This is a genomic window from Runella sp. R0.1_18 (assembly GCF_057652155.1).
Genome location: NZ_JBYFCK010000010.1, coordinates 59,490 through 79,551, shown reverse-complemented (window position 1 = coordinate 79,551; position 20,062 = coordinate 59,490). Strand labels below are relative to the sequence as shown.

General features: G+C 44.3%; 18 protein-coding genes. 16 read left to right on the top strand and 2 right to left on the bottom strand.

The features are described 5' to 3' along the window. Window positions 1-5: 5 nt before the first annotated feature. Window positions 6-2,468: a TonB-dependent siderophore receptor gene (locus tag AC23P2_RS18035; RefSeq protein WP_487774487.1), complete on the bottom strand. Its 2,463-nt coding sequence runs from the start codon at window positions 2,466-2,468 to the stop codon at window positions 6-8. 142 nt (window positions 2,469-2,610) lie between these two features. Between AC23P2_RS18035 and AC23P2_RS18030 the strand changes: the two genes are divergently transcribed. Together AC23P2_RS18030 and AC23P2_RS18025 are read left to right on the top strand one after the other, a co-directional pair. After that, a complete protein-coding gene (locus AC23P2_RS18030; protein WP_487774486.1) occupies window positions 2,611-3,003 on the top strand; it encodes a Fur family transcriptional regulator in 393 nt (130 codons plus the stop codon). Between the two features lie 112 nt (window positions 3,004-3,115). Further along, complete coding sequence (locus AC23P2_RS18025) at window positions 3,116-4,504, top strand: alkaline phosphatase (RefSeq protein ID WP_487774485.1); 1,389 nt, start codon at window positions 3,116-3,118, stop codon at window positions 4,502-4,504. 8 nt (window positions 4,505-4,512) lie between these two features. Here AC23P2_RS18025 and AC23P2_RS18020 read toward each other — a convergent pair whose 3' ends face one another. After that, window positions 4,513-4,959: a DUF3299 domain-containing protein gene (locus AC23P2_RS18020; RefSeq protein ID WP_487774484.1), complete on the bottom strand. Its 447-nt coding sequence runs from the start codon at window positions 4,957-4,959 to the stop codon at window positions 4,513-4,515. A 65-nt stretch (window positions 4,960-5,024) separates the two neighbouring features. On the opposite strand from AC23P2_RS18020, the gene AC23P2_RS18015 reads away from it, so the two are divergent. The 14 genes from AC23P2_RS18015 (at window position 5,025) to AC23P2_RS17950 (ending at window position 20,036) form a co-directional block, all read left to right on the top strand. After that, window positions 5,025-5,789 (top strand): ZIP family metal transporter, encoded by a 765-nt coding sequence (locus AC23P2_RS18015; RefSeq protein WP_487774483.1) that lies wholly within the window; start codon window positions 5,025-5,027, stop codon window positions 5,787-5,789. A gap of 66 nt (window positions 5,790-5,855) precedes the next feature. Then, window positions 5,856-6,245, top strand: coding sequence for a hypothetical protein (locus AC23P2_RS18010; RefSeq protein ID WP_487774482.1), 390 nt, complete (start codon window positions 5,856-5,858; stop codon window positions 6,243-6,245). A gap of 90 nt (window positions 6,246-6,335) precedes the next feature. Next, on the top strand, window positions 6,336-6,494 hold the full coding sequence (locus AC23P2_RS18005) for a hypothetical protein (RefSeq protein ID WP_487774481.1): 159 nt from the start codon (window positions 6,336-6,338) through the stop codon (window positions 6,492-6,494). A gap of 129 nt (window positions 6,495-6,623) precedes the next feature. After that, entirely contained in the window at window positions 6,624-8,942 is a 2,319-nt protein-coding gene (locus AC23P2_RS18000; protein WP_487774480.1) for a TonB-dependent receptor, read from the top strand. 3 nt (window positions 8,943-8,945) lie between these two features. Continuing rightward, complete coding sequence (locus AC23P2_RS17995) at window positions 8,946-10,058, top strand: DJ-1/PfpI family protein (protein WP_487774479.1); 1,113 nt, start codon at window positions 8,946-8,948, stop codon at window positions 10,056-10,058. Window positions 10,059-10,093: 35 nt separating this feature from the next. Then, entirely contained in the window at window positions 10,094-11,257 is a 1,164-nt protein-coding gene (locus AC23P2_RS17990) for a DJ-1/PfpI family protein (RefSeq protein WP_487774478.1), read from the top strand. Window positions 11,258-11,271: 14 nt separating this feature from the next. After that, complete coding sequence (locus AC23P2_RS17985) at window positions 11,272-12,069, top strand: DUF4198 domain-containing protein (RefSeq protein ID WP_487774477.1); 798 nt, start codon at window positions 11,272-11,274, stop codon at window positions 12,067-12,069. After that, complete coding sequence (locus tag AC23P2_RS17980) at window positions 12,066-13,199, top strand: PepSY-associated TM helix domain-containing protein (protein ID WP_487774476.1); 1,134 nt, start codon at window positions 12,066-12,068, stop codon at window positions 13,197-13,199. The genes AC23P2_RS17985 and AC23P2_RS17980 overlap by 4 nt, the downstream gene beginning before the upstream one ends. Continuing rightward, window positions 13,196-13,975: an MbnP family protein gene (locus tag AC23P2_RS17975; protein ID WP_487774475.1), complete on the top strand. Its 780-nt coding sequence runs from the start codon at window positions 13,196-13,198 to the stop codon at window positions 13,973-13,975. The genes AC23P2_RS17980 and AC23P2_RS17975 overlap by 4 nt, the downstream gene beginning before the upstream one ends. 1 nt (window position 13,976) lies before the next feature. Continuing rightward, complete coding sequence (locus AC23P2_RS17970) at window positions 13,977-15,521, top strand: cytochrome c peroxidase (RefSeq protein ID WP_487774474.1); 1,545 nt, start codon at window positions 13,977-13,979, stop codon at window positions 15,519-15,521. Between the two features lie 72 nt (window positions 15,522-15,593). Beyond that, the gene (locus tag AC23P2_RS17965) at window positions 15,594-16,193 is read left to right on the top strand and encodes a Crp/Fnr family transcriptional regulator (RefSeq protein WP_487774473.1); all 600 of its coding nucleotides are present in this window, start codon (window positions 15,594-15,596) and stop codon (window positions 16,191-16,193) included. Between the two features lie 162 nt (window positions 16,194-16,355). After that, on the top strand, window positions 16,356-16,820 hold the full coding sequence (locus tag AC23P2_RS17960; RefSeq protein WP_487774472.1) for a c-type cytochrome: 465 nt from the start codon (window positions 16,356-16,358) through the stop codon (window positions 16,818-16,820). Window positions 16,821-16,888: 68 nt separating this feature from the next. Next, complete coding sequence (nosZ, locus tag AC23P2_RS17955) at window positions 16,889-18,925, top strand: Sec-dependent nitrous-oxide reductase (RefSeq protein WP_487774471.1); 2,037 nt, start codon at window positions 16,889-16,891, stop codon at window positions 18,923-18,925. A 70-nt stretch (window positions 18,926-18,995) separates the two neighbouring features. Further along, a complete protein-coding gene (locus AC23P2_RS17950; RefSeq protein ID WP_487774470.1) occupies window positions 18,996-20,036 on the top strand; it encodes a nitrous oxide reductase accessory protein NosL in 1,041 nt (346 codons plus the stop codon). Window positions 20,037-20,062: the final 26 nt, after the last annotated feature.

Genomic DNA, 20,062 nt, shown 5'->3' with positions numbered 1-20,062 from the left:
CTAATTTAAAATTTATACGTAGCCGTCAGCATGAAATTTCTTGGTGCTCCTGGAAACAGACGGGTGTAGTTTTGAGCACCAACCCAATACGTTTTATCAAAAATATTATTGATATTCAGCGCCATTTGTACGCTACTTTTACTAGGCTTGTAGTAAATCGCTGCATCGAACGTAGCATAGGCAGGCACCTCAAAAGCACGGCTAAACCAAGGAATACGACTCCCCTGAGCATTCATACCCAATCCAACGCCCAAATCTTTGAAGTGCGAGGCAGGTTCAAAGTTGTAACGCGTCCAGATATTCCCACTGTGCTTTGGCGTATTTTCTTTACGCTGTCCTACCAAAGCCTCATTGGCATCGGCCATTATTTTGGCATCAATAAAACTGTACGAAGCATTGATTTGCCAGTTTGGCAAAATGTAACCAGCCAAATCGGTCTCGAAGCCACGACTGCGGTCTGCTCCGCGTTGTACCAACAAGTCAGGTTGTGCGGGATTGTTGGCATTCATCAGGATATTTTTTTGGTTGATTTCGTAAAAAGCAAGGTTGAGAGAAAATCGTTTTCCCGCCAAATCAGCCTTCATACCCAATTCTTTCAAATCGCTAATCAATGGCTTAAATTGAGCCGCAGAAGTGGCCGTCCAGAAAAACCCTCCCGTACTCGGCATCAATGTAACGGTATTGGACTGCGGCTGATAGCCTTCGAGGTAAGTACCGTATAGGTTGATGTTTTTATTGAGTTCGTAGGTAAGCCCAATGCGTGGAATCAATGCCGAATTTTTGAACGAGCCTTCATTAGGGGCATTGTAATTGGTTATATCTTCAAACCATTCATTCCGCAAGCTCAACAAAGCGGAGAATTTCCCGATTTTGATTTGTTCCTGAACATAAACCGCGTTGGTGGTTGTCAACGCCGACGGAATAGCTGTGCGGCTATTCATGACATAATCGTTTAGGTTTCTGACGGTATAAGAAGGCGAGTTCAGGTCAAAATAATTGACATTGGGGCGAGGCAAAACTTTCCCACCAATGGTTACTGTTTGGTAGTTTGCAGCATTAGCCAAGGTAAAACTGCTTGCTACCGAGCCATCTTTCAGCAAAAAACCGCGAGCAGCGTTTTGTCCACCTCCTTTAAACTTTTGCCAATCTTGCAAGTCGTACCCCACCAGCAGTTTGTGGGAAGTTTTTCCCAAATCGAAGTTAAAATTGAAGTAAGCATTGAGGTTGTCGGTATTCCAAAATTGCTTACGCTGCACCAACTGCATCTGAACGAGGCTCGTGACTGGCGTTCCTGTAATATCAACTGCGAACGCATTGGTCGTACGATGTTCTTGTAAATCTTCCGTCCACGTTTGCTTCATATAAGAGGCATTAAACGTGATTTTATCAGTAAACTTGTGCGAAAGGTTGGCCATCAATAGCAATTCTTTCGACTTAAAAAAATCATTAGGTGCCCCAAGATTTAAGCTAATGGGTGTGCTGTTCAGGTTGGTTTGTCCTGCCACCGCCCCAAAAATTGGCTGTCCGCGGTCAAGATTGCCCGTCATTGTTGAGAAAATCAATTCGGTATTGATGGCCGTTTTGCTACTTGGCAAATACGTAAATGACGGAGAAATTAGAATGGATTTATTCCCCACCAAATCGCGGTACGAACGGGCTTCTTGGTAGGCTCCATTGAGGCGATACAACAAGGTCTTCGATTCGTTCAAGGGCCCTGTAAAATCCAAAGCGCCCCGTAAAGTACTAAAACTTCCCGCCGCAAGACTCACTTCGTGGCGCTTCTCAGCCAATGGCTTTTTGGTGACCATGTTGATACTTCCCCCAGGGTCAACACTGCTAAAGGTAACGGACGCAGGGCCTTTGAGCACTTCCACCCGTTCGATGTTGGTGGTCAGTGGTTGCAAAAAATAGTACTGACGCGTACGCATCCCATTCAGAATTTGTCCTTCTTCGTTTTGACTAATCCCTCTGATATTGTATTGGTTATAAAAACTCGAAGGCGAAACTCCACTGGCAATTTTTACGGCGTCGGCTAGCTGAAACGCGCCACGGTCGGCAATGAGTTCTTTGGTCACTGTACTCATCGCCTGCGGCAGTTCCTTGTTTTTGATAGCAATTTTGGTTGCCGAAAAACTGTAGTCCGACGTGTAGTCTTTTTGGGCACGCCCTACCACTTCTACCGTCTGTAACTGAGCCACTGAAGGTTGTAATTTCAAGGTCAAAAATCCTTCTACGACCTTTATTTCAAGAGTTTCATATCCTACAAATGAAACTTGAATCGCTCCTGTTCCTTCCAAAGAAAAATTTCCATCAGCATCAGTCGTAGTACCCCTTCCAGAGTTTAACATTTTAATGGTCGCTCCTACAATTTTTTCATTGGTTTGGGCGTCTGTGACATTTCCTTTAATAGTTTGTGCTTGTACAAAGCTGGCAGTTATGATGAAAAGCAGCGTAAAAATTCGAATCATAGGTAGGTAAGTTTGTTAAAAACAAGAATCACAATTGCAACATTGTTGCAAAATAAGCGAAAAAACATTACTATTGCAACATTGTTGCAAACTCTAATTTAACATACTCCGATAACCCGCTCCTTCCAGAGAATCATACCAAATGAGCACTGTAAATAGCCTACTAAAAAAACAAGGTTTACGAATCACTCCCACTCGGAAACGAGTATTGGAATATTTTTTAGAAGCTCCTTGTGCGTTCTCTTTTCAAGAACTTGAACGAAAGCTATCGGGCGAATTCGACCGTGTAACTATATACCGTACGCTCCTTTGTTTTTTAGAAGTGGGTATTATTCAGCGAATTACTATCGAAAAAGGTCAGCGATTTATTCTAAAACAGACCCATATCAACGCTCATTTCACATGCCAAGAATGTGGGAATGTATCGGGCATAGAAGCCTTCGTACCTAGTTTCCCCCTTCCTCAAGGTTTTGTAGAAAATACTTTTATTTTGAGCATCAAAGGAACTTGTCCCAACTGTGGAGATTTTATCTAACCCCTCTCTTTTCTTTGTATGTCATAAATTTGTAATTTCTTAACCTAGCATAGTTCAAATCAGCATTCTAATCGTATTACCTTTGGTATAATTTACATTAATAATCTTAACCATGCGAAGAAGAGATTTTTTCAGGAATGGCTCATTGGCAGCTATCGGCACTCAGCTTTTCAACCCTTTCACCCCTGCGGATACCCTCAAAAAAAAGCGGGGGAAAGTTAAAAATATCATCTTTATGGTGAGCGATGGCATGAGTACGGGCACCCTCAACATGGCCGACCTCATGCTGCAACGCCAACAAGGCCGCCATAGCCTTTGGATTCAGCTGATGCACGACAACCGCATTAAACGGTCGTTTATGGATACCGCTTCGGCAAGTTCGCTCATAACCGACTCTGCCGCAGCTAGTTCGTCCTGGGGTGGTGGTGTCCGCGTCAAAAATGGTGTTCTCAACATCGGAGCCAACGGCGAAAAATACAAACCCATTTTGCACAAATTCAAAGACGCCCGCAAAGCCGTTGGGTGCGTCACTACGGTTCCTATCACCCACGCCACGCCCGCAGGTTTTTGCGTCAACTCCGACAGCCGAAGCATGGAGCCCATTGCTGTACAGTACTTAGACCTCAAGTTTGACGTGCTCATGGGCGGTGGTATCAATACATTCTCCAAAGAAGGACGAAGCGACAAACGCGATTTGTTGCAAGAATTTAGAACGGCAGGATACCAAGTGGCGCTGAATCGCAACGAAATGACGGCGCTTACGGCTGAGAAACCCATTTTAGGGGTATTTTACGACGATGGCCTCCCCTACGCCGTTGACCGCGCGCAGAGTGAAGAGCTCAAAGCATCCGTACCCACTTTGGCCGAAATGACCCAGAAGGCAATTGACATCATGCAAAAAAACCCGAACGGGTTTGTCTTGCAGGTTGAATCGGGGAAAGTGGACTGGGCAGCCCACGCCAACGACATCAGTGCGCTCATCGGCGAGCAAATTCAGTTTGATGACGCGTTGAAGGTGGCCATTGATTTTGCCGAAAAAGATAAAAATACGTTGGTCATTTTTACAACCGACCACGGCAACGCAGCTCCTGCCCTGTTGTCGGGTTCAAAGGCCAACGCCAATTTTGATAAAATAGCGACCTACAAACAAAGCAACGAGTGGATTTTGAACGGCATCAACAAAGATTTCACACCGTCCCAAATCATTGAGCGCATCGAAGCTGCCCAGGGCATCGTCATTAAACCCGAAGAAGCGTTGACTATTTTGAGTAATTACTATTTGTTGGGCGAAGGCGGCATCTACAACGCCCGCAAGCTGCCTTTCCAAAAATTAGCCCAAATCCAAACGCCATTTTCTTCGGTAGGATGGGCAGGCATGGATCACACGGCGGAGTTTGTAGAATTGTCGATGTTTGGGCCAGGCAGCGAGTTGCTCAACCCGTTTGTAAAAAACACTGACTTGCACAATTTTATGCTTGAAGCCACCGATGTAAAAGTTTAGTCAAGTCTTTATTCACAGAGTTTCGCTTCGTCCAAAATAAAGTTGAGCTCATCAATTCGATCTGCATTAAGTCGTATGCGTCCCGTAAAACACCGTTTGTCATCGGTACGCATACGACGTGGTTTGGCCTTAAAATTAAGCATTACGATGGTTTCGGGGCCCGCTCCTCCGCAAAAAAAACACTGCGCCATTGGAAACTTTGATACGACATAATAATCTCCCTCCGTATCGACAGGAATAACATACCCACTGATACTCACAATCTTCCCGTTCAGTTCTTTCAGCGACTTTCCAAAGGTTGGATACAAGAAGAATTGCCCTATTTCCATGTAAAATTTTTTGCGATACTTCACGTCTTTGAGTGTATCCCACGTAATTAAAATGGGATTGGCATCACGCCACGTCATTAGGCTAACTAAGCCAATGGCTACCAACGACTTTGCAGTAATTATCATAAGTTTTTTATCCTATTTGCAACAATGTTGCAAATATAACTTACTTTTGCCAAAAAAAAGAACAGATGAATCAAACAATTACGCTCTGGATTTGGACGCTACTGGCCTCTTTAAGTATAAGTATCATAGCCCTCGTCGGTTATTTTGCCCTCATTATCAATGAACAAAAACTCAGGAAGTCACTACAATTTTTTATTAGTCTTTCGGTGGGGGTATTTTTGGGCGATGCCTTCATTCACCTCATCCCTGAGGCAGTAGAAGAAACGGGCAACATCGACCTTGTCCTAAAAATAGTATTAGGAACCATTATAGTATTTTTTATACTCGAAAAACTCATCCGCAACTATGGTGGCCTTGGACACACTCACGACGTTAAGCCCATTGCCCAAATGAACCTTATTGGCGACGCCATTCATAATTTTATTGACGGCACACTCATTGCAGGTAGTTTTTTAGTAAGCCCCGTGGTTGGCTTAACCACCACCATCGCTATTATCATCCACGAAATACCACAAGAGATTGGCGACACTGGCTCTTTGATTTATGGAGGCTATCCTCCCCGAAAAGCCGTTTGGTACAATTTTCTTTTTTCGCTTCCCTGTACCTTGGGGGCCATTCTTACGCTGCTACTCGGCTCTTGGTTAGCACTTCCTGTGGTGTACCTCATGCCCATTGCAGCAGGAGGCTTTATTTACATTGCCGCTTCTGATTTGATTCCTGAGTTGCACAAAAGCGACCGCCTCAACCATCAAATTGGGCAGGGACTTGTCATTCTGTTGGGCATTGTCTTCATGGTATCGCTTACATTTTTGGAGGGAGCACTTGAATGACCCATAGACTATCAATATGACGTGTGCTTTTTTTCATTACTTTTACGCCGTCATTTCATTGAGTCTATGATTTTTAAACGGTACATAGCGCTATTTTTATTGGTTTTGGTCAGCATCAAAACCCTGCTAGTCCCGTTTGTTTATTTGGATTTTGAGCTACACAAAGACTACATCGTTCAGCAACTTTGCGAAAACCGCTTCAAGCCTGAGTTGCACTGCGACGGGAAATGTTATTTGGCCAAACAACTCCACAAAGTAGCCGAAGATAACGCCTCCAAAGAAGCTAAAAAGCACGCTTCTTTTCTCAAAAAAATCGTAGAAGATACCTTTGAAGAACTCACCTTTATGGTTGAGTTACCTTCTCATTTTATTGGTATCAATATTACCCAAGGTGCCCCTTCGCACTTTCTCCTTCCAAAGCACACACCCGTGCCCATTAAGCCCCCTATTGGGTAGTTTCTTCCTTTTGCGGATACTCGTTGTTAGTCGCTCTTTTTGAGCGGTCAAAGTTGCCTATTGTTTCATTTTTTTCTTGACACATTAACTATGTTGACCGACGACCAACTTAGCGAATTGCTACGCGGGACGGGCGTATCCCGCGCCAATCAGTCACTAGGTGACATCGCCCCCCAAAATCGATTTTACGTGGCACTCGGAATCATTTTCATTCCGTCCATCGTCCTCCTATACGTTCTAACTTACTGATTGTGAACAACGAAACAAAAATACACCCGCTGGCACAAGACAAGGATGAACTAATCCCAACAACCTTGCTTCATTGAGGCGAGGCATTGTTTAATAAACAAACACAAAGTGTCTAACAATTTTTTTAAAATGACGAAATTCAAATTATTGCTTCTTAATCTGCTCATTGCGAGTAGTCTTTATGCTCAAAACCTGGTAGGAACCATCAAAAACCAAGCAAATGAAGGGCTTGCAGGGGCTAGTGTCATCGTATTAAACAGTAGTCAGGGAACCATCGCCGATAAAGATGGCCATTTTTCCCTTGACCTTAAAGCAGGGAAGTACCAAGTACAATTTAGTGCGGTTGGGTATGCTACTAAAATTCAGCAAGTGGCGATAATCAATAATACCATTACTGTCAACGTAACTTTATCGGACAATACGCAAACATTGGGCGAAGTGGTCGTAACCGCAGATAAGATAGAGGCAAATTTGCAAAAAACGCCTTTGGCCGTTACCTCCTTAAATGCCAAACAACTAGAGGAATACAGGGTCTGGACGATCAACGACCTGACGGCACTGGCACCAAGTACCTTCACCGTAGAACACGGCAATAGTACAGGGTCTAGCTTTCTGAATATCAGAGGTTCGATGGGCTTTTCAAATGACCAAGCCGTGGCTACTTACGTGGACGGCGTTTATCAATTTGACTATTTCTCAGCCCCACTCAATTTTAGCAATATCGAACGTGTCGAAATTTTGAGAGGGCCTCAAGGCACGCTCTACGGCAGAAATGCCTTTGGGGGAGTACTCAATGTGATTACTAAACGCCCCAATAATAAAACAACTGGGTTTGCCGAAATAGATTTGGGTAATTACGGCCAACAGCGGTATAGTGTAGGTTTCAATACACCTTTGATAAAGGATAAACTGTTTGTCAATGGTGGCTTCCAGTCAAATGGTCGTGGGGCGATTTATGATAACCCTACTTTGAACACCAAGGATTTTGACAAGCACAACGCCTACATCGGCAACCTGAACTTAAAATACCTTGTATCTGACAAATGGACTATCGACCTAAATACAAGATACGAAAGTAATAAAGACAAAGGGGCTTATCCTTGGGCGGTCACAGACAGTCTCGCAAGAGCTACTCCTTACACAGTCTTTGGGAATTGGGACAATACCGAACGAAGAACCAATTTTAATACATCGGCTGCCGTAAAATACTTTGGGAATAAATTCAATTTTACCTCGATTACGTCCTTTGTTGATTATCACATTTGGCTTCCAGGACGATTTGATTTTGATTTTAGTCCTGCTGAGTTAATTAGCTTTACCACTTGGTCAAAGCAAAATCAATGGACACAAGAGCTGCGTTTTTCTTCTCCAGCCAATGCAGAAAAATTGAAATGGACGGTGGGCTCGTTCTTGTTTGGCGAAAAAACCAAGAATAGCAGTACGACATACTTCGACAAAGACTACGCCTTGCTTGACCCTAGCGCCCCCTATTCTTCTATTGGTAACGGAAAAAGAAATGCCTTTGGGGTAGCTTTTTTTGGACAGGCTACTTATGCAGTTACACCCAAATTTGATGTCACAGTCGGAGCAAGATACGACATAGAGCACCGTGAACTTACCCAAAATTCGGCGTTTGAAAAAGACGGGGTTGTCATGCCTTTAACCTTAGACAGTACGGCAAAGAGAACGTTCAATGCCTTTACGCCAAAGGTGATTTTGAGCCAGAAGTTGACAGAAAATTCGATGATTTATGGTTCTTATGCCAAAGGATTCAGAGTGGGAGGTTTCAATTTTGGAAGCGCAACAAACCCTACGTACAATCCAGAAAAGTCAGATAATTATGAGGTGGGTGTTAAAAATACATTCCTGAATAACCGACTTAAAATCAACCTTACGGCCTTTTACTTTCAGCAGAAAGACCAACAGGTATCTACTTCTAAAGACGGTATCAACTATGCTACACTCAACGTTGGAGATATGGACAATCTCGGGTTAGAGCTTGAGGCATCGGCACTTCCTATCAAAAACTTACAGATTGATTGGACGGCCAGCACGTCGCATAGTGAGTATAAAAAACTAGAACTTTTTGATGCAGGGTCAAATGCTGTTATCAACTACAAAGGCAACAAAGCGATTAATAACCCTGCCGTGCAATCAATGTTGGCAGTTCAATATGGCTTGCCCTTATCAAAATCGGCCCAAAACCTCAAAGCCTTCATCCGCGGAGAGTTGCGCTACATTGGGGAGTATCAGTTGGACTTTGTGAATGCCTATCACCAGGATGCTTACAGCATGATTAACGCCAGAGCAGGAGTGACCAGTAACCATTTTGATGTGGCTATTTGGGCACGAAACCTCAATGATGTACGCTACATGGCGTTCGGGTACGGCTCTTACATGATGGGCACCCCAAGAATGTGGGGAATAACCTTAACTGGTAAATTCTAGACTATGAAAAAGGTATTTATTTTCATCCTCCTCGGCTTGGTTGTTAGTGTCAACGCTGTACAAGCGCAGGATCGCACGATTTTAAACTTGAAAAAGCTTTATTTTCAGTGCCCTCCCTGTAATCTTCCCTGCGATACCGTTCATTTTGCGGCCGCAGGGGCTTGCTCTACTTGCGGTATGCGCTTGTATGCGGCTTATCGTGGGTACGAAAACACCCAAGGCAAACACGCTGAATACATCAATAAAAAAGTGGCCGTTTTGATTTTTCCAGGGGTTGAAATCATTGATTTTACGGGTCCATGGGAGGTTTTCGGAGCCGCTGGGATGGAAGTTTATTCTGTAGCGGCCAACGACCAGCCTGTTCAGACAAGCATGGGGATGAAAATAAAACCTGATTTTACCTTCAAAAACGCCCCTGCTCCCGACATAGTTTTAGTGCCAGGTGGCAATGTTGATATTTCGGACTTGACGACCGTAGATTGGATTTTAAAAACCAGCAAGCAGTCTCAATACACCATGTCGGTGTGTACGGGGGCGTTTTATTTGGCAGCAGCGGGGCTACTCGACCACCAAAAAGCAACCACCAATTATCCAGCGGTTGAACAATTGCGCCAATTGGTACCAAGTGCGACTGTGTTGGACAGCGTCCGTTTTGTTGACAATGGGCGCATCATTACTTCGGCAGGCTTATCATCGGGAATAGACGCGGCGCTGCACTTGGTATCGCTTTATGTAGGCAAAGCCCAAACCAAAAAAATGGCGGTAGAACTAGAATATGCTTGGAGTGATGAGCAACATTTTGTGAGAGGTAAGTTGGCCGATAAATACGCCCGTGATGTGCTAAATGTCTTTACGCCATTTGATTATGAGCTAACCACTTACAAAGGTGACGAACAAAAATGGCAGGTTTCTCTCAAAGTCAACAGTCAGTTATCAAAACAGGAGTTGCAATCACTGGTTGAATTTCAATTAAAAGAAGCAATGGACTGGAAACCTACCGAAGTACCGCTTCAATGGAAATTGACCAACGACAATATCCAATGGAAGTCGGTTTTAGAGCTGCAAGAAACTGCCAAAAATACTTTTGTCGTTCATTTTAACGTCAAAAAGGCCTAGCTAAAGCTTTCTCATTCACATAACCAAATCACCAAATGAAAAAAAACAAATTTCTCCTAATCGTTCTTTTATGCTTGGGGTCAGGGCGATTTATTTTAGCCCAAGACACTACCAGCAAAGAGCCTTCAAAGCTCAAACGGCACATGGAAATGATGAAAATTTTGATGACCAAACCCAAAGAAAACATCAAAACCATTGGGGTGTATGTGTATGACGGTTTCAATACCCTCGACGCCGTGGGGCCTTATCAAGTACTGTCCCAATTGATGAAAGTGGATATATTCTTTGTGGCCAAGAAGAAAGGGTTGATTAAAAACCAACGTGGGCTAGAATTCAACGTTACCAAATCCATTGATGAAGTACAACAGCTTGATATTCTGGTCATTCCTGGTGGAGCTAAAGAAACTTTTCTCCAAACCCAAGACCAAGAAGTGTTGGACTGGATTAAGAAAATTGACAAAACGTCGGTTTATACTACCAGTGTGTGTACTGGTGGATGGATATTGGGCGCTACAGGATTGTTGGAAGGCAAAAATGTGTCGTGTAACTGGTACAGAGCCGAAGAAATCATGAAAATGTACGGCGCCACTTACCAACCCGAACGCTACGTACGCGATGGCAAATACTGGACATCCGCAGGCGTAACTGCTGGGATGGACATGGCTTTGGGAATGATGAACGAACTGATGGGTGAAAAATACACCAAAGGCGTTATGTTGGATTTGGAATACGACCCAAAACCACCGTATGATGCTGGTTCTGTTAGTAAAACCGACGAAATAGTGGCCGATATGATGCTCGAAATGTACGACATGGGCATGAAAGACTATTTTACCGAGGAGAAAGCAAAAAGGGCTGAAGCTGCACGTAAAAAGCAAGTGGATGAAGGGCGCTGGCCAGAGCTCGACGACTATCATGCCGTCATGGCCAAAACCTTCCACCCTGCCGAAGAAGGTAATTTGAAACCACTTTACGCCAACGCCGAAGAATTGGCCACCAAAGCGAGCATCTTGAAAAAATCGGTCGTTCCTGCCAAATACCAAAAGCCTGGCGTCAAAGAAAGTGTAGAAGCACTTGAAAAAGAATCGGTTGCGTTGGCAAAAATGGTTAAGAAAAAGAAATCGGAAGATGAGCTTAAAAAGGCGATATTTGCCTTGCACGACCGTTTCCACGAGGTCATGGAAAAGTGCCATCACTAACAAACTATACCAAAATGAAAAAACTGTTTTCGTTGCTCTTGCTTTATATTACTTCCAGTTTGTTTGCCCATGAGTTTTGGTTGATGCCAAGCAAATTCAAGCTTAAAATGGGAGAATTGTTCGACTTACAACTCTTTGTTGGTGAGGATTTTATGGGAGACATTTGGGCAAATCGCAAGAAAAGACTTTTGAAGTTGAGTCATTATTCTGACACAGACAAAAAGGATTTAACTTCTATTGCCCTCAAAAGCGATTCGTTACCCATTCCATTGAAGTTTGAGAGCGAAGGAACACATTTGCTCACGATGGAATCTAAAAATTCATTTATCGCCCTCGAAGCCGACAAATTCAACGATTATTTGAAGGAAGATGGCATCGACAATATCTATGAATTGCGCAAAAAACAGGGGCAGCTTACTCAGTCTTCCAAAGAACTGTACCGCCGTTGTGCCAAAACATTGATTCAAGTGGGGAACAAATACAGTGATACCTTCAAGAAAAACACGCAGATGCCACTGGAAATTATTCCCCTCAACAATCCTTATCAAATGAAGGCTGGGGAAGCAATAACTGTCAAGGTTTTATTTAAAAATCAACCACTTGGCAATAAAATGGTGGTAGCTTGGCACAAAACGGCCACCCAAAAAACAACGCACCGTAAGCTTTCAACCGACGCCGATGGTTCGCTGAAAATTCCCCTTGACAAAGCAGGCTATTGGATGATTAGTACCGTCCACATGGAAGAAGTCAAAAATAATCCCGACGCCAATTACCAAAGTTACTGGGGCAATCTAACGTTTGAATTGCAATGACAAGAAACCTGAGTCGCGTTCTTTTTCGCCTCCACAGTTGGTTTGGCCTTGTTACGGGGGTATTTTTACTCTTGCTCGGGTTAAGTGGGTCTATTTTGGTATTCATGGAAGAACTTGACCCCATTATTTATCGCCACTCTCTGAGCGTCAAGCCCACGGGTACGCCTTTGCCGATCGATAGTTTGTACCGAATCATCACGGCCGAATACCCCAACCTCGACGGAATCGCCTGGCTAAACCCCGAAGCACCCCCTGAGCAGTCGTATCATTTTAGGCTGTACATGAACGATACCCGCCTGATTTCCTACGATTTAGGTGCCATCAACATCAACCAATATACGGGTCAGATTCTTCGCAAAGGCCGCAGCGACGACCTCGAAGTAGGCTGGATTGAGTGGATTTTTCAATTCCATTTTTCATTCCACCTCGGGATGCCAGGAGCAGCGCTTACTGCTATTTTTGGTTTGACCATGCTGGTTTCTATTCTTACGGGGTTGGTCGTGTATCGTAAGTTTATTTGGAAAGTGCTGACTTTCAAGGTAAAAATAAACCGTAAAAACTGGCGTACCCTTTCGTCCGATGTACACCGTATCGTGGGGGTTTGGTCGCTCGCGCTCAATGTTATTGTCTTTTTCACGGGCTTTTGGATGAATCTTTTTGCCTTTGAAAAGAAAACGTGGGACAACGAAGTCGTACCGACTCCCGCCAATACGTTGGTCAAGGTTTCGCTCCAAAACTTGTACCAACAAGCGCTCCAAAAAGCGCCAAATTTTACACCCAACTACGTTTATTTGCCCACCCAACCTCATCGTAAGTTCAACGTGAGAGGGTATTACAACGATGAAAACAGGCTTTTCTCGAGCCGAAATGCCATTGTTTTTGATGCCTACACAGGGCAATTTGTAGGAATAACCCGTTATGCCGATTTATCGACTTGGGAAAAAATTGAAGCCACCTTTCACCCCCTCCACGTTGGTAATTTCGGAGGCATTTTTGTCAAAATCTTGTACGTCATCCTCGGGCTTACCCCTGGCGTTTTGTCAGTAACGGGCTTTCTGCTGTGGTGGCGTCGTAATCGTAAAAAAACTAACGTTCATAAACAGACCAATCAAACTACTTTTGCACAATGAAAAATATTCTTTTCGTGGTAGGGCTTTTCATTTGTTCTCCACTTTTTGCCCAAAAAACAGGTTCGCTTACCCTCCAGTTTCACAATAAAGTGGGTACGGAGGAGGTCGTACTTAATGACAAAAAATATACCAATGCCTTGGGCGAGTCGTTTAACATCACCTTTTTGCAATACTATGTCAGCAACCTTCGCTTGCTTCGCAAAGACGGCAGCGCGTATGTTGTTCCCCAAGACGAAAGTTACTTTTTGATTCGCCAACAGCACCCAGAATCACAGAAAATCACCCTCAACAACGTCCCAAAAGGTGACTACGTTGGGCTGAGCTTTGTGATTGGCGTTGACAGCCTTCGCAGTGCTTCTGAAGTAAGCAAACGCAAAGGTTGCTTAGACGTGGGCGGCGATGGCAAAGACATGTACTGGGCGTGGAATTCGGGCTATATTTTTGTTAAAATGGAAGGAACATCCGCCCAAATTCCGCTCACAGGCAACCGCAAAGAACCCATTTTCTTGTACCACATTGGTCTTTTTGGCGGGATGGGCGACAAGAAAACGTTGAACAATATCAAAGTCGCGTCGTTGAATTTTGGCAAAGAAAAAGTAAAAATCAAAGCCGACAAAAACGTGGCGCTTGGCATCACTACCGATGTTTCTAAACTATTTACGGGCACTACAAACGTAAGTTTTGCCGCCAATCCGACGGTGATGGCAGGCCCTTATTCGGCCAAAATTGCGGACAATTACGCTTCCATGTTTTCATACGAAGGCATTCAAAAATAAGATGAACACCCGAATTACCCTTGTTGTCTCAGCTTTTGGCTTTTTGCTGTTGTCTTTTTGCGGCAACCGCCAAGAGGAGCTTTTTACCAAACCAAGTCACTTTCCTGAGCCCGTCTATAAGTTTCAGGAAAACCCGCTGACGCCTGCGGGAGTTGCGTTGGGAAAAACGCTTTTTTACGACGCATTGCTCTCCAAAGACAACACCGTCAGTTGTGGCAGTTGCCACCAACAATCGGCAGGTTTTACCCAACATGGGCATTCATTGAGCCACGGTATCAACGATTTACTGACCAAACGTAATTCGATGCCGTTGTTCAATTTGGCGTGGTCAACCGACTTTGGCTGGGACGGCGGCGTACATCATTTGGATTTGTTTGCCATTTCGCCCTTGCAAAACCCCGCCGAAATGGACGAGTCGTTGCCCAATGTGTTGGAAAAACTCAGGTATTCAAAAACCTACCCCGCCCTGTTTGAAAAAGCTTTTGGCACCGACGAAATCAACACCGAACGTTTCCTCAAAGCCTTGTCACAATTTATGTTGACGATGGTATCAGCCAATTCGCGCTACGATAAATGGATGCGGAACGAAGGCGGCGCATTAACCGAAACCGAGCAAGAAGGGCTTGCGCTGGTCGAACAAAAGTGCACACCTTGTCATTCGGGTGTCTTATTTTCTGATTTCAAGTATCGAAACAATGGTCTTCCTACGGCCGTCAATACCGACGAAGGTCGCTACGACATTACGTTGCACGATGAAGACCGTTTTAAGTTTAAAGTACCGAGTTTGCGGAATTTAGCTTTTACGGCACCCTACATGCACGACGGTCGGCTGGCTACTCTCGAACAAGTGCTTGAACATTATACGTCAGGCATCGAAAAGAATGCTACCGTGGATCCTGTTTTAGTAAAAAATGGGCAAAAAGGAATTGCGTTGACGTCGGAAGAAAAACAAAAAATCATTGCTTTTCTCCAAACCCTCAACGACGAATCGTTCGTAAAAGACCCCCGATTTTCCGAGTCAGATGCAGCGCCAGCCCCCGAACTCGCCGAATTTGCCAATACCGATTGGGAAAAAGTTGACTTACGGACTGACAATCCTGTCATCAAAACAACCCTCGCTAAAGCCCTCAGCTACTATTGGGGAATCAAACAAGGACTTTTGATGGATAATGGTAAAGAATCGTCGCGCTCGGCCAAGTTGTTACTTAATTTGCTCCAAAACATCGACCTTTCCAGCGCAGCTCCTATCCAAAAAGCATTTTACCTAAAAGTATATCAAGACCTTGGGTTTGACACCGAACACGTGGCCGAAACTGAGTCGGTAGCGCACCAGCGCGACCACTTTGGTGACCTCAGCAAAAACCTATTTCGACTTATCAAGTCCTTCAAAACCAACGACAAACCATTGTATTATTATTCATGTCCCAAAGCTGCCAACGGTATCGGCGGATTCTGGTTTTCAGAAACCCAAGATGAAAAAGGGAATCCTTTCTTTGGAAAAAATGATAAAAAATGCGGACAAATTGTGATGACAACGTTGGAGTAAACCTGACATCCGTCATAAAATTACTCAGAAATAATACTCAATTTGTTTATTGTTTTCAAAAACGATAAACAAATGGCAGGAATTCCGTCAGCATTATTACAAAAATATGGAGCATCGCTCAATCGCTTCGTTAAAGGTGAATACATATTTCACGAAGGCTGGCCAGCGCATTTTTATTTCCAAGTAGAAGAGGGAACTATCAAGATGCTGAATGGAGGTGAAAATAATGATTATATCCAAGGTATTTTTTCACAAGGAGAAAGTTTCGGAGAGCCGCCATTAATTGGAGACTTTCCCTATCCTGCCGATACCCGAGCAGTTTCTAATGCAAAGGTTTGGGTCTTAAAAAAATTCGAATACCTGCGTTTGCTACGTGAAAACCCAGATATTCACTTTGAACTCACCAAAATATTGGCCAAGCGACTCTGTTATAAAACCAAGCTACTCAACGCCATGAACACCCAAAATCCAGAACAGCGAATTTTGACCATTATTGATTTTTTCAAACAAAAATCGCCCCGCACAGGAGATTGTTTTGAAGTGCCATTGACTCGTCAAACCATTGCTGATATGACGGGACTACGCGTAGAAACGGTTATTAAAAAAGTAATTCAGCTGGCAAATGCAGGCGATTTGAGTCTCAATAATCATAAAATTTTGCGACCATGGTAGGTATATTTGTTGCCATTTAAAGCCCCAAACAGGGGCTTTTTTTGTACCCTGCCTATTCCCAAATCCTGCCAAAGATTAGGGAAGTCTTATGATTCAAACCATAAGTTTTTGGCCATTCGCGGCTGTACGTTTGTGCTGTTGTTAACCAAAACCAATTTCCTAATGAAACGTTTATTTCTCTATTTATTAATCCTCACCCCTCTCCTTTGGTATGGATGTTCTGGCAAAGGAGCAGAACAACGTGCTGAGGCTCCAGAAACAGATCCAAAAGAAATTTTGGAACAGCCCGAAACCCACGGTACCGAAGTAAAAGAAGTGGCACTCTCAACCCCACTCGACCCAGCAATGGTCAAACAAGGAAGTGACATTTATGACTTAAAATGTATGTCGTGCCATAAACTCACCGACGAAAAACTCGTTGGGCCAGGTTGGAAAGATGTGACCAAAAATCGTAAACCTACTTGGATTATCAACATGATTACCAACGTGGACATGATGCTCGCCGAAGATGCCGAAGCTCAAAAACTGCTGGAACAATGCCTCGTCCGAATGCCCAATCAAAACATCACCGCCGAAGAAGCCCGCAGCGTATTAGAATTTATGCGTAAAAACGACGGTGAGAAATAACGACTAGGTCAGACGATAGTCAGACCTAGGGGGATGAATAAACACAAATCACATTAAACCATATTTCAATGAAAACCAATATTATCGGCATCGTGGTCGCGGTGCTTGCTGGGGGCTTTTTTGCCTGCAAACCCGACAACGCTGGCAAAAACGGCGGTTCGGAAATCGCAGGAGATGCTGCCCAAAAAGTATATGTTGCCCCAGGGAAACATGACGAATTTTACAACATTGTTTCGGGAGGGTTCAATGGCCAACTTTCGGTCGTGGGCTTGCCTTCTGGAAGGGTGTTTCGGATTATTCCTGTCTTTTCACAATTCGCCGAAAACGGCTGGGGTTACAGCGAAGAAACCAAGCCGATGCTCAACACCTCGCACGGTTTTGTGCCTTGGGATGACTCTCACCACGTAGCACTCTCGACCACCAACGGCGAACACGACGGTCGTTGGGCGTTCATCAACGGCAACAACACGCCTCGTATTGCCCGCGTCAGCCTTTCGACGTTCCGCACCGATGAAATTATAGAATTGCCCAACTCAGGCGGAAATCACTCTTCGCCGTTTATCACAGCCAACACCGAGTATGCCGTGGCAGGAACCCGTTTTTCGGTACCACCCGATGCCAACGCCGATGTACCCATTAGTAGTTTTAAACAAAACTTCAAAGGGTATATCAGTTTTGTAAGCATCGACAAAACCACAGGCCACATGGGCGTTAAGTTTCAATTGAAAACCCCTGGAGTAAGTTTTGACTTGGCACGGGCTGGTAAGGGCAAGTCGGACGGTTGGTTCTTTTTCTCATGCTACAACACCGAACAAGCGGCTTCTTTGTTGGAAGTAAATGCGTCTCAAAAGGACAAAGACTTTATTTTGGCCGTCAATTGGAAAAAAGCTGAGGAGTACTTAGCCCAAGGCAAAGGCAAAAAAGAAGCGGCCAAATATGCTCATAACATTTATGACGAAAAAACACATTCGGCCACCTCAACCATCTTGACTGAAGTGATGACCCTCGACCCCAAAGAGTGCCCCGATATGTTGTACTTTATGCCTTGTCCCAAATCACCCCACGGCTGCGACGTTGACCCCACAGGAAGTTACATTGTGGGTTCGGGCAAATTGGCGGCGGTTATTCCTGTATTTTCGTTTGACAAAATGCAAAAAGCGATTGCTGCCAAAGCCTTTGATGGCGATTTTGACGGCATTCCTGTCTTGAAATACGACGCAGTATTGCACGGAGAAGTAAAAAAACCAGGTTTAGGCCCTCTCCACACCGAATTTGACGGACAAGGAAATGCCATTACTTCGTTTTTTGTATCCTCAGAATTGGTCAAATGGAACATCGAAAAATTGGAAGTTCTTGACCGCGTTCCTACCTACTATTCGGTAGGTCACTTGTGTATCCCAGGCGGCCCTACTGCCAAGCCCCATGGCAAATACGTGATTGCTTACAATAAAATTACCAAAGACCGCTACTTGCCAACAGGACCAGAATTGACTCAATCAGCGCAGTTGTACGACATATCGGGCGATAAAATGAAGCTCTTACTCGACTTCCCAACCATTGGAGAACCCCACTACGCCGAAGCTATTCCAGCGTCATTGGTTGCAAAAAATACCAAAAAAATATTCAAATTGGAAGAAAACTTCCACCCTTACGTAGCCAAAGGCGAAAAAGAGACCAAAATAGTACGAAAGGGCAACGAAGTACACGTCTATATGACGTCGATTCGTTCACACTTTACCCCTGACAACATTGAAGGAGTGAAAATGGGTGATGAAGTATTCTTCCACGTCACCAACCTCGAACAAGACTGGGACGTTCCGCACGGATTTGCGGTACGTGGCGCACAAAATGCCGAAATTCTCATCATGCCAGGCGAAACTTCTACCCTTCGTTGGAAGCCCACCAAAGTCGGCGTGACTCCAATGTATTGCACCGATTTCTGTTCGGCACTTCACCAAGAAATGCAAGGCTATGTACGGGTATCTCCAGCGGGTAGTAACGTACCACTTACTTGGCATACGGGCAAAACCCCAACCGCTGAAGCTGAAAAGAAAACAGCAAGTGCAAAACCCAAATTGAATACACCTAAAGTGGCAATGAAATAAGGTTTCCACTACTGACAAGGGGGCAAGCACCTCGTTTGCTCCCCTCTGTCGGTTTTCAAAAACTATTTTTATGAAACCCCTCCGTCCGTTTACCATTGGTAGTTTGTATGTGGCGTCATTGTCGCTCATTGCTACCTATTTTCTCCCACTTTGGCGCATTGACCTGTGGGCACCACAATACCCCGAAGGACTTTCGATGCAAATCTGGCTCGACAAACTTTCGGGTCAAGTCGAAATCATCAACGGCCTCAACCACTACATTGGCATGGCGCACATCAAGGAAGAAATGTTTCCTGAATTTAAGTTTCTTTCTTACATCGTAGCTTTTTATATTGTTTTTGGACTGTTAACCGCCTTTCTTAAAAGCCGCAAAATGCTCATCAGTTACTTGGTACTGCTCATTTTAGCTGGCGTCGCTGCCTTATATGATTTTTGGAGCTGGGGCTACGAATACGGCCATAATCTGAGTCCAGATGCCGCTATTAAAGTACCAGGTATGTCGTACCAGCCGCCGCTATTGGGTTACAAAGAATTGCTCAATTTTGGGGCGTACTCCATTCCTGATGTGGGAGGCTGGGTATTTGTGGCCGTAGGCATTACCGTTATTATTTTGGTGGCCTGCGAGACCTATTTTTGCCAGCCAAAATCCAGTTTAACGCCTAAAAGCAACGTTTCGCCCGCCTTGGTGGTGTTTTTGTTGGGTACAATTGTAAGCCTCCAAAGCTGCGCCCAACAGCCCGAGCCCATCCGTTACGGACAAGACGCCTGTGTGTTCTGTAAAATGACCATTATGGACAAAAAATTTGCGGCTGAAATTGTGACAGACAAAGGCAAAGCATTTAAGTTCGACGACCTAAGTTGTCTCGTAAAATACCTAAAAATCAACAAATTACCTGAATCATCCTTGTCGTTTATCGTTGTCAATGATTTCAATAATCCAGGAGAGTTGATTGATGCCCGCACGGCTATTTTTGTCAGCAGTCGTGAGTTGCGCAGTCCGATGCGGGGCGACGTAGCGGCTTTCTCAGGCAAAGCATCTGCTGAGGCCGTAAAAGCTACATTTTCAGAAGCAAAATTACTTACGTGGAAAGAGGTTTTTGACAACTTTTAAGATGAACAATTTCGCTAATTATAGAA

Excerpts from the sequence above, each read along its gene's own strand:
- AC23P2_RS18005 (WP_487774481.1), top strand. The coding sequence starts at position 6,336 with ATGTTGACCGACGACCAACTTAGCGAATTGCTACGCGGGACGGGCGTA.
- AC23P2_RS17980 (WP_487774476.1), top strand. The coding sequence starts at position 12,066 with ATGACAAGAAACCTGAGTCGCGTTCTTTTTCGCCTCCACAGTTGGTTT.
- AC23P2_RS17990 (WP_487774478.1), top strand. The coding sequence starts at position 10,094 with ATGAAAAAAAACAAATTTCTCCTAATCGTTCTTTTATGCTTGGGGTCA.
- AC23P2_RS17970 (WP_487774474.1), top strand. The coding sequence starts at position 13,977 with ATGAACACCCGAATTACCCTTGTTGTCTCAGCTTTTGGCTTTTTGCTG.
- AC23P2_RS18000 (WP_487774480.1), top strand. The coding sequence starts at position 6,624 with ATGACGAAATTCAAATTATTGCTTCTTAATCTGCTCATTGCGAGTAGT.
- AC23P2_RS17960 (WP_487774472.1), top strand. The coding sequence starts at position 16,356 with ATGAAACGTTTATTTCTCTATTTATTAATCCTCACCCCTCTCCTTTGG.
- AC23P2_RS18025 (WP_487774485.1), top strand. The coding sequence starts at position 3,116 with ATGCGAAGAAGAGATTTTTTCAGGAATGGCTCATTGGCAGCTATCGGC.
- AC23P2_RS18035 (WP_487774487.1), bottom strand. The coding sequence starts at position 2,468 with ATGATTCGAATTTTTACGCTGCTTTTCATCATAACTGCCAGCTTTGTA.
- AC23P2_RS18015 (WP_487774483.1), top strand. The coding sequence starts at position 5,025 with ATGAATCAAACAATTACGCTCTGGATTTGGACGCTACTGGCCTCTTTA.
- AC23P2_RS17965 (WP_487774473.1), top strand. The coding sequence starts at position 15,594 with ATGGCAGGAATTCCGTCAGCATTATTACAAAAATATGGAGCATCGCTC.
- AC23P2_RS17985 (WP_487774477.1), top strand. The coding sequence starts at position 11,272 with ATGAAAAAACTGTTTTCGTTGCTCTTGCTTTATATTACTTCCAGTTTG.
- nosZ (WP_487774471.1), top strand. The coding sequence starts at position 16,889 with ATGAAAACCAATATTATCGGCATCGTGGTCGCGGTGCTTGCTGGGGGC.
- AC23P2_RS17975 (WP_487774475.1), top strand. The coding sequence starts at position 13,196 with ATGAAAAATATTCTTTTCGTGGTAGGGCTTTTCATTTGTTCTCCACTT.
- AC23P2_RS18020 (WP_487774484.1), bottom strand. The coding sequence starts at position 4,959 with ATGATAATTACTGCAAAGTCGTTGGTAGCCATTGGCTTAGTTAGCCTA.
- AC23P2_RS17950 (WP_487774470.1), top strand. The coding sequence starts at position 18,996 with ATGAAACCCCTCCGTCCGTTTACCATTGGTAGTTTGTATGTGGCGTCA.
- AC23P2_RS18030 (WP_487774486.1), top strand. The coding sequence starts at position 2,611 with ATGAGCACTGTAAATAGCCTACTAAAAAAACAAGGTTTACGAATCACT.
- AC23P2_RS18010 (WP_487774482.1), top strand. The coding sequence starts at position 5,856 with ATGATTTTTAAACGGTACATAGCGCTATTTTTATTGGTTTTGGTCAGC.
- AC23P2_RS17995 (WP_487774479.1), top strand. The coding sequence starts at position 8,946 with ATGAAAAAGGTATTTATTTTCATCCTCCTCGGCTTGGTTGTTAGTGTC.